At 35.4% G+C, this 9,908-nt stretch carries 7 protein-coding genes; 5 read left to right on the top strand and 2 right to left on the bottom strand.

Annotated elements, in window-relative coordinates:
* The first annotated feature begins 295 nt into the window (after window positions 1–295).
* The gene (gene purB / locus ACP6PM_RS04050) at window positions 296–1,591 is read left to right on the top strand and encodes an adenylosuccinate lyase (RefSeq protein ID WP_426582068.1); all 1,296 of its coding nucleotides are present in this window, start codon (window positions 296–298) and stop codon (window positions 1,589–1,591) included.
* A gap of 1,054 nt (window positions 1,592–2,645) precedes the next feature.
* Here the strand turns inward: purB and ACP6PM_RS04045 are convergent.
* Window positions 2,646–3,749 (bottom strand): nucleotidyltransferase domain-containing protein, encoded by a 1,104-nt coding sequence (locus ACP6PM_RS04045; RefSeq protein WP_426582064.1) that lies wholly within the window; start codon window positions 3,747–3,749, stop codon window positions 2,646–2,648.
* Between the two features lie 843 nt (window positions 3,750–4,592).
* Here ACP6PM_RS04045 and ACP6PM_RS04040 point away from each other — a divergent pair.
* The gene (locus ACP6PM_RS04040) at window positions 4,593–6,119 is read left to right on the top strand and encodes an NADH-quinone oxidoreductase subunit M (protein WP_426582062.1); all 1,527 of its coding nucleotides are present in this window, start codon (window positions 4,593–4,595) and stop codon (window positions 6,117–6,119) included.
* A 426-nt stretch (window positions 6,120–6,545) separates the two neighbouring features.
* Here the strand turns inward: ACP6PM_RS04040 and ACP6PM_RS04035 are convergent, their stop codons facing one another.
* Window positions 6,546–6,797, bottom strand: a complete 252-nt coding sequence (locus ACP6PM_RS04035; RefSeq protein WP_426582061.1) for a hypothetical protein — start codon at window positions 6,795–6,797, stop codon at window positions 6,546–6,548.
* Between the two features lie 874 nt (window positions 6,798–7,671).
* Here ACP6PM_RS04035 and ACP6PM_RS04030 point away from each other — a divergent pair.
* The 3 genes from ACP6PM_RS04030 to ACP6PM_RS04020 all read left to right on the top strand — a co-directional run bounded on the left by ACP6PM_RS04030 (window position 7,672) and on the right by ACP6PM_RS04020 (window position 9,351).
* Window positions 7,672–8,802 (top strand): CO2 hydration protein, encoded by a 1,131-nt coding sequence (locus tag ACP6PM_RS04030; RefSeq protein WP_426582060.1) that lies wholly within the window; start codon window positions 7,672–7,674, stop codon window positions 8,800–8,802.
* Between the two features lie 204 nt (window positions 8,803–9,006).
* Window positions 9,007–9,192 (top strand): hypothetical protein, encoded by a 186-nt coding sequence (locus ACP6PM_RS04025; RefSeq protein ID WP_426582058.1) that lies wholly within the window; start codon window positions 9,007–9,009, stop codon window positions 9,190–9,192.
* Window positions 9,193–9,201: 9 nt separating this feature from the next.
* Entirely contained in the window at window positions 9,202–9,351 is a 150-nt protein-coding gene (locus ACP6PM_RS04020; protein ID WP_426582066.1) for a transposase, read from the top strand.
* Window positions 9,352–9,908 lie beyond the last annotated feature (557 nt).

Raw genomic sequence — 9,908 nt, 5'->3', positions numbered from 1 at the left:
TTTGAGAATATAAAGCCTCGGATAAATACTCTCAAAGTTTAAAGTCTATCAAATCTGACTTTTGATTTTTTACTTTTAACTTCGGTTGAGAAGGGTATTTTTTTTACCTTTAACTTTTGACTTTTAACTTGATGTAAAAGTTGACCAAAAAACCTTGAAAATATAAAGGCTCGGAGAAATAGCGTCAAAGTTTTGAGTCGATAAATTTTTAAGTTTAATTTTTGATTTTTATTTTTAACTTCAGTATCTGTGGTTGACAGTAGTACAATGTAACGGTTGTTTTAATTGTAAGAGTGTGATAGAACGTTACACCTTACCCGAAATGGGTGAACTTTGGACTGATAATGCCAAGCTGAAAACTTGGCTACAAGTAGAAATAGCTGTCTGTGAAGCTCAGGCAGAACTTGGCTATATACCTGCTGAGGCAGTAGCAGAAATTAAGGCCAAGGCAAATTTTGACCAGGAGCGGGTGCTGGAAATTGAGGCAGAAGTCCGCCATGATATGATTGCCTTCTTGACAAATGTTAATGAATATGTTGGTGATGTTGGACGATATATTCACCTTGGTTTAACCAGTTCTGATGTTTTGGATACTGCCCTGGCATTGCAAATGGTCGCGAGTCTGGATGTGTTGTTGTCCTGTGTGGAAGAATTAGGACAAGCTATTCGGTATCAAGCACAACAACATCGGGAAACTTTTATGGTAGGTCGTTCCCACGGTATTCATGCGGAACCAATAACCTTTGGTTTTAAATTGACAGGATGGTTAGCAGAGGTTTGTCGTCATCGCCAGAGGTTAGTGCAACTACGTCAGAATATTGCTGTCGGTAAAATTTCTGGGGCAGTGGGAACTTATGCAAATATTGACCCAAGAGTTGAGGCGATCGCTTGCCAAAAACTGGAACTTAAACCAGATACAGCTTCGACTCAGGTAATTTCTCGCGATCGCCATGCTGAGTATGTACAAATTCTTGCCTTACTGACTGCTTCTATTGAACGTTTTGCGGTGGAAATTCGTAACCTCCAACGCACAGATGTTTTAGAGGTTGAGGAATATTTTTCTCAAGGTCAAAAGGGTTCTAGTGCGATGCCTCACAAACGTAACCCCATCCGTTCGGAAAGGTTAACAGGAATGGCGAGAATTGTGCGGGGTCATGCTGTTGCTGCTTTGGAAAATGTTGCTCTTTGGCACGAACGAGATATTTCTCATAGTTCAGTAGAAAGAGTGATTTTGCCAGATGCTTGTATTTTGACTCATTTTATGCTCAAAGAAACTACTGAGTTAATCAAGAAATTGTTAGTATATCCAGAAAACATGAAGCGAAATATGAATGTTTATGGAGGGGTAATTTTTAGCCAAAAAGTGCTTTTAGCTTTAGTAGAAAAAGGCATGATGCGAGAAGATGCTTATAAAATTGTACAGTCTTGCGCTCATCAAGCTTGGAATCAACCAAATGGTAATTTTCAAGATTTAATCGGCAAAGATGAACAGATTAAAAGTCAGTTATCTGAGGCAGAAATTGCAGCTTGTTTTGATCCGAAACAGCATTTAAAACATTTAGATGATGTCTATCAAAGATTAGGTATTTGAGTCTATATGTTTGACCATATTTCCTAAGCATTTAGCAGTCAGCTATCTAGCTATCAGCTTCTGAGACACATCTATATTTTAAAAGTCAATTATCTGAGGCAAAAATTGCAGCTTGTTTTGACCCGAAACACTATTTAAAACATTTAGATGATGTTTATCAAAGATTAGGGAGCTATGTAAAAATAAGTTGTACAAACTTGATCTAGGATAAATTGTGAAATATAGTTTTCATCAAAAAAACTGTTCGGGTTATTTTTACACGAGTCCTAGGTATTTGAGTCTATATGTTTGACCATATTTCCTAAGCATTTAGCAGTCAGCTATCTAGCTATCAGCTTCTGAGATGTATCTACATTTCCTGCCACAGAATTGTATAGTTTGATAACTCAAATTCGTCGTTTTGTGCTTCAATTTTATAGTTAAAAATGTAGTAGAAGCTAAACTAATACTTGCTTAATTCATTAAAAAGCTAATAGCTGACCGCTGACCGCTGACCGCTAATAGCTGAATGTTAATTTTTTTCTCTCTTTATTTAGATGATGTCTATCAAAGATTAGGTATTTGAGGCTATATGTTTGACCATATTTCCTAAGCATTTAGCAGTCAGCTAGTCTCTTGCCTCCTGCGGAGGAGCTACGCTTTTCATGTCGGCGACAGCCGAAAAGCGAAATAGAGGAACTGCGTTAACAGCTATCAGCTTCTAAGAAACATCTACATTTCCTGCCATAGAATTCTATAGTTTGACAACTCAAAATTGTCTAAATAATACAAAATTGTGGCATAAACCTGTTCCAAGGTTAAAGACGAATAAGTTTGGAAAATTTATTCAGTAGTTTTAGATTTATAAATAAAATCATAAAGGATAGTTTTAATTCCCATCCTCCTTTCAGTCGAATATCATGGGGAGCAAAAAAGTTAAAATAGTCTTCGAGTTTCATCATTAATTCTCCCTATAATTCTCAAAAGCTTTAGAAATGGCTAAAACATAATGAACTATTTTGGCCTTAACCGATAATTAGTTATTAATACTGTTTGGCGGTGATTTTTTCTTAGTTTAACAAACTCCAGCCATTTCCACCAATTCCACACAAACCTCATTCAAAAATTTCTTATCCACTTGTTCTGGCAATTCTGTTTTAACCTCCTTAATTTCCGCAAATAAATCCTCAGCTAAATTTTTCACTTCTTCATAAGCAACATCTCCATTTCTAATAGATAACAAATATTCAGCATCACCAGCTTTTTTCCTATTTACATACAAAACTCCATCACGCAAAATTTCAATTCCCATTCTTAACAACCGAATACAATGACTCATATGTTTGGCATCATATCCACACTTTTTTTCTAACTCTTTCCGTTGCAAATTCCTGCCTTTATTCCAACTACAATAAGCTTCCCATTGATTTAGAGCTTGCCGATAAACTTGAGTCAAATGCAAAAGATGAATAAAATCATTTTTTGCCCTTGTATATTCTTGAACTTTTGGTAATAACTCTTCAGAAATAGGATGCTGTTTGAGAATGCCTTTATAATCAATTTTTTCTAACAGTAAATCTCGCAGTTCTTGCACAGGTTCTAAAAATTCTATGCAGTCTCTAACCAACATATAAAGGAATTCCATAAAAGCATTAACTTCAGATTTTGCTAAAGGTCGATAGCTATTTTCATTCAATCCAAAATCTTGAGGTACTGGCTTTTTTTCTGGAGGATTCAATAACCATTTTCTGTGAGTTTCAACTCGTTTAATTTGAGAATAAGCATAACCCGCAAAAGAAGCTCTAATTTTCTGAGAAATAAATTCCTGACGATAGGAAATTAGCTTTTTTCCCACTGGCGATAAATGTAAGTAAAAATCTGCATCTAACCAGAGAAGTTCTAATATATTCGGATTGTTGTTATAGACGAGAGTAAGAAATTTTCTTAACTCGTAAATTACGCAATCTTTGACATTATCTAATACAGGAAATAAACCTGTTCCTGGTTCATCCCAACCTCGGTCTTTTTGTTCTACAGATTTGAAGCCTAAATAATAATCTTTGGGAGCAATAAAAACTCCTTTATAGTCACAGTCTGATGAAGGTGTGGAAGTCCCGTAAGCTTGAGAACCTGTGAGAGCAAGTAATATTAATCCTGATTCTACTGTTTTTCTATCCATCCTCATCCACTCAAAAGTCAAAAATTAAAAATAAGAAGATTGCTGAGGCTTTTTACGGCCTTTTCTCAGAGCAATATTGTTTCGCAACACTATTATGTAGTATATTTATTACTAATGTAATATAAAAAGATATTCTTGCCATGCAGAAAAATTTGAATGAGAAGTTGTAGGAAGGTGATTTTATTACTATTGTGCAATAGTAATAAAATGTTTTAATTTTTAATTTTTTGGCGTTGATTGATAGATTGACTTGTTCAGAGCATCAGTGACTCTCAGTTTACTTTTGATATAGGTTTGATACTCTACTATTGCGTATGTCGCAACAGTAATAAAAATATTTCCAGTTTTTGATTTGTGATTAACCTGTGGCGTTGGTTGATAGATTCTTGTTCAGAGCATCAGTGACTCTCAGTTTACTTTTGATATAGGTTTGATGCTCTACTATTGCGTATGTCGCAACAGTAATGAAAATATTTCCAGTTTTTGATTTGTGATTAACCTGTGGCGTTGATTGATAGATTGACTTGTTCAGAGCATCAGTGACTCTCAGTTTACTTTTGATATAGGTTTGATGCTCTACTATTGCGTATGTCGCAACAGTAATGAAAATATTTCCAGTTTTTGATTAATAATTAATCTGTGACGTTGATATATAGCAGTCACCATTACTAGGGCAGATATTCACCAACGCCTAAAATTTAGCCACAGCAATAATTTAACTTCTAATTTCTAACTTTTTATGATAACTGAAATGACTTCTGCTATAAATTGTCCATCTCCCATAGCTCTATAGTAGAATTGCAAAATTATCGGTAAATTACCCTCAAAGGAAAATATCAATAAATGCTCAACGCTCTCATCTTAGTTCCACTAATTGGTGCGGGTATTATTAGTTTTTGGCCAAGCACTCTCTCGCCGAAATTAGCCCGTCAACTAGCTTTAATAGCGGCTATTATCAGTTTCTTATGGTCTTTGGTGCTACTCACCCAATTCAATCCACAAGATACAAATCAACAATTCGTTGTTCTAGTTCCCTGGATAGACTCTCTAGGCTTAAGCTACTCCTTGGGAATGGACGGTTTATCTCTGCCATTAGTAGTATTAAATGGTTTGTTAACAACTATTGCCATCTATGCCACAGACGAATCAATCAAAAGACCTCGTTTTTATTACTCCCTCATACTATTGTTGGCACTCAGCGTATTTGGAGCTTTTCTCGCTCAAGATTTACTGCTGTTTTTCCTCTTTTACGAACTCGAACTAATTCCTTTATACCTATTAATTGCCATCTGGGGAGGGCCAAGACGAGGTTACGCATCCACCAAATTTCTCATCTATACAGCAATTTCAGGAATTTTAGTCCTAGCTGGATTTCTGGGAGTAGTTTGGTTAAGCGGTTCCTCGAATTTTGCTTACGACCAAGTAGTTGCCCATACCCTACCTTTAGCAACTCAACTATTATTATTGGGAGCAATAGTCATCGGGTTTGGAATTAAAATTCCCCTAGTTCCATTCCATACATGGTTGCCAGATGCTCATGTTGAAGCTTCCACACCAATTTCCGTACTCTTAGCAGGAGTGTTATTAAAACTGGGAACTTATGGTTTGCTGAGATTTGGATTAAATATGTTTCCTGAAGCTTGGGTATATATTTCTCCATGGTTAGCAATATGGGCGGTAGTCAGTGTACTTTATGCTTCATTGAATGCCATCGCCCAAAAAGACATGAAAAAAATGGTGGCCTATAGTTCGGTTGGTCACATGGGTTACATTTTGTTAGCTAGTGCGGCAGCAACTCCCCTCAGTCTTTTGGGAACAATATTCCAAATGATTAGCCATGGTCTAATTTCTGCTTTACTATTTTTATTAGTGGGAGTAGTCTACAAAAAAGCAGGTACAAGGGATATAGATGTATTGCGGGGTCTGTTAAACCCAGAACAAGGTTTACCAATGATTGGTAGTCTAATGATTTTGGGAGTAATGGCAAGTGCTGGTATTCCGGGAATGGCTGGATTTATTTCGGAATTTTTAGTGTTTAGAGGCAGTTTCAATGTTTTTACAGTTCCTACTCTTCTATGTATGATCGGAACAGGATTAACATCAGCCTATTTCTTGCTTTTAGCTAATCGAGTATTTTTCGGTAGGTTATCTGAAATAGTAATTAATCTGCCTCCAGTGCAATGCCCAGATAGAATACCAGCTATTATTTTGACAGTTCTGATTATTGTTTTAGGAATACAACCTAACTGGGTGGTGCGTTGGACTGAAACTGAAGCAAATACAATGAGTGTCAGTCAACCTATATTATCACAGGTTATTGATAGGTCGGCGATCGCTGCTCAAGCTCTGATCGATAACTATTCTGAATAGGTTGACTACTCCCCGGACTTAAGTCACGGGGATTCTAAGTTGATACTACGCAATACTGATTTATCCTGTTGCTCCGTCTGTTCTTAGCTGACCAAAGATATATTCTTTGGGGACAATTTCATTGTGCCCCTACACAGTCGGCTTAAGTTTAAACTTAGCTTTCTGCTTACTTTTGTGATGATATTTGCAGCTCCATTACAGTCTGCATTGACTAAACAATTATTACCACTCCTATACAAACCACGCTGTCTTGATGCAGTCGCTCATGGGGGAAACCACGGCAGTTGCTCATGGGGGGAACCCCCAAGACCGCACTGCCTCCCCAAGACCGCGCTGCATCGCTTTATTCTTTTTCCTGTTAGCGAAGCTTGTCTGAAGGACTTAGGTTTCCAATCATCGGGTTTCTCACCATAATTAGGTAGATTGTCACCATCTAAAAATGAAGCAATACTTGTATAACTTTCTTGGTGTTTCTATAAATATTATTCCATATTCAGAGGATAATTTAGCTATTCTCTGTTTAAGTCTAGCTGTAGGAATTGGTACAAATTCTGAATTATTTTTATTTCCTAATTTGATTTCATTTTTCTGACCTTGATTCCCACCAAAAACTATTGTACCAATCTGCCAAATTAAGCAATGATTAATTTCTATTCTGGCTGCTTTATTAATACCCAAATCCCATTTTGCGGTTACGTTTTTCTGTAATGGCAGCTAGTCTATTTGACCAAAATCTTTGAGGTTGATTTTCTTTAATAGTTGATATCTGTTTGTTGTATAGCGCTACTTGAATCGGGAATAGGGAATAGGGAATAGGGAATAGTAAAGTGTCAAAGGGTTTCAGGATGTATAAATGTCCTAACCTTAATGCGTAGCGCTATAGCAACGATTCATTGATTTAATCTGTTTCCCATTTACAATTAAGCTAGTATCCACATTAGATACAATTGGATAATTATAGTCATTCTGAATAAAACTGGAGCACTTTTTTAACTGAAACTCTTTCAAGGCAAGAAAACCTTGTCTCAATCTTAACTGGAATGACTATAGTTATAAAAAAAGTCTTTGTTTATAGTTGCGCTTTAGCGCTGCAAATAACCTACGAAGGCTAAATCGCAACAACGAAGTCTTATTATACCAAGCATGATAAATGTTTGTTATAGCAAGGAAAGGGATACTTAGGACATTTTTTTATTCCTATTTTCTGTTAACCGTTTCCTTGTACCTTTGAGTATTGTCCTAACCAACTATTTCTTTGCTATACAAATGGTAGAAGTAAGGAAGAGGGAAGAAGGAAGAAGGAGTAAATTTTGAAACAAAAGGGAAAATGATAGAAATAACTGTCTAAAATGAATTGGAGCAGTTATTTTTAAGCATTTTTGATAGAGATGCACCTTTTTGTAGCATTCTTTTTTAAAGTGGTATTATAAGTGTTTTACCGAACATGATCGTGATATAATATAGGGCTAAAGATTTAGGGCACGGAGATTGTTAAATCCAGCGGAATCTAAGTTTTAAGCAGATTTAAAAAAACAAATTCAGGAAAAAAATTATGACAAATACAGTTTTAAAATGTAAAAATCATCCACTTTCAGCATATATTAATCGCTTAAAATCTGGTCAAGCTCTGCTAAAAGATACTCCAGAAAATGTCTTAGAAGTTGTCGGGATTTTAAAAAGTTACGGCATTGTATTAGATGCTTATTCCAAAAATCTTATTTACATTGCCGAACATCAATTTTTAGAAATGTTTCCCTTTTTCAAATACTTCAATGGCAAAATTTCATTAGGTAAATTACTGAAGTTTTGGTGGCATGACAGAATTAATTATGAATATGCAGAATATTGCATGAGGGGAATGTTATGGCATGGAGGTGGAGGTCTGGATAAATATTTAGATTCAGCCGAATTTAAACAACTAGCAAAAGCAGCTATAGATGCTGAAATTACAGGAAATTTGATGTTAATGCCACTCAATCAATTATTTCCAGAATTTTTACCAGAGATGGTAGGTCAACAAGCTTATTACAGTGCTTTAGGTCAATTTTGGCGGGTAATGAGTGATATATTTATGACTCTATCTGATAAATATGACCAAGGCAAAATGAAATCTATTCCTCAAGTAGTAAATCATATTTTATCAGGGTTAGTTGCAGCAGCAAATTTACCAATTACCTTTGCTGTAAATATCAAAGGTAAACGTTATGAAATAATTCCCGAATCAGTAGGTTTAACCTTTTTAGCAGATACAGCAGTTCCCTATGTCGAAGCAGTTTTCTTCCGAGGAACACCATTTTTAGGAACAGTTTCATATAACGCTCAAGCTCAACAAATTGACCCCAATCAAAGTCAATTTACTTATGGTGCTTTGTATGCCGATCCTTTACCTATTGGTGGTGCGGGAATTCCACCTACATTATTAATGCAAGATATGCGACATTTTCTGCCAGATTATCTTCTAGAAGTTTATCAAAAAACTAACCGAGGTACAGATAATTTACGAGTGAAAATTTGTGAGACTTTTCAGAAGTCAATGTTTTGTGTAACAACGGCTGCCGTTTTGGGTTTAGCACCTCATCCTTTAGATACAGAAAATCCAGAAGAACAAGCAGAAAATCAAGTTTATTTAGAAGCTTGGATGGATAGATTTTTAACATCAAGATTACTATTTGTTAATAGTTAGCTATTTCAATAATTAAAAATTTTCAGGTCGGCAACAGTCTAAACAATGAATAATTAGGGCTTGCTGATTAAATCTCAAAAACTTACACAGTTAAGATTTAAGGCGTTTTAAATCATAAATTGTGCCCTATTTTCAGCTAAAATACACCAAAAACCAGGTATCTATGCTGCACCCAACGTGTACAGAAAAGTAGGCCAAGGTGACATGGTACCAGAAAATTTTGAACTGCCATTTAATAGCCAATTATCCCCAGACAATCGTTGGGTATTGATGGCTAGTTTAATTTCTTGGGAGAAATATGAAGATAAATATGCAATTAATTTCTCTGTGGAAAGAGGAGCACTTGCTTGCTCTTTTAGAATGGTATTAGGGGCATTAATTATTAAATAAAAGTTAGGGATAAGCTATAGGGAAACAGTAGAAAAAATCAAGGAAAATTCTTATTTACAGTATCTTATCTGCCTTGAATCCTATAACAAGCAAGCTCCATTTGATGCCTCAATATTAGTTGATTTTAGAGAAAGATGCTTGTGCGGATTTAATCAATGAAATTAATTCATATACGGTCAAAAAAAAGGAAGGTGAAGAGAAAAAAAACACAAAATTTATAAGAAATCAAGTCAATCAAAAATCAACGTAAATTAATCATAGATGCTATCTGCGCTCCGGCTGATATCAGCTATCCCACAGACTTAAATCTATTAAATCAAGCCAGAATTAAAACAGAAAAAATCATAGATATTCTATATGAACCCCTCAAAAGCAAGTTTAAGAAAAAACCTATTACTTACCGTCAAACAGCAATAAAAGAATACTTAAAGGTAGCAAAAAAAAGACGACCTACTCGTAAATAAATCAGGAAAGCCCTGAAAAAAAAACTGAAATATGTTGGTAAAAATTTAACCACTATAGAGCTGCTAATAGAGAAAGATGCCAGTCTATAAAGTCTGAGTAATAGACTTTATAAAATGTTGTTGGTAGTGAGTGAAGTATATCGTCAGCAACAATAGATGTGGGAGCACTACCAAAGTGCGAATAGATGACAGAATAGTAAGTTTAAATCAACACCATATACGTCCAATAGTGAGAGGAATAAGTGGTCAAAA

The organism is Dapis brunnea BLCC-M229, from assembly GCF_050015995.1.
Classification (GTDB): Bacteria; Cyanobacteriota; Cyanobacteriia; order Cyanobacteriales; family Microcoleaceae; genus Trichodesmium.
Note: the sequence above shows the minus strand (reverse complement) of the source record. Positions and strands in the feature narration are given on the sequence as shown.

Coding starts and splice junctions, on each gene's coding strand:
- ACP6PM_RS04045 (WP_426582064.1), bottom strand. CDS start 3,749: ATGGATAGAAAAACAGTAGAATCAGGATTAATATTACTTGCTCTCACA.
- ACP6PM_RS04040 (WP_426582062.1), top strand. CDS start 4,593: ATGCTCAACGCTCTCATCTTAGTTCCACTAATTGGTGCGGGTATTATT.
- ACP6PM_RS04030 (WP_426582060.1), top strand. CDS start 7,672: ATGACAAATACAGTTTTAAAATGTAAAAATCATCCACTTTCAGCATAT.
- ACP6PM_RS04025 (WP_426582058.1), top strand. CDS start 9,007: ATGGTACCAGAAAATTTTGAACTGCCATTTAATAGCCAATTATCCCCA.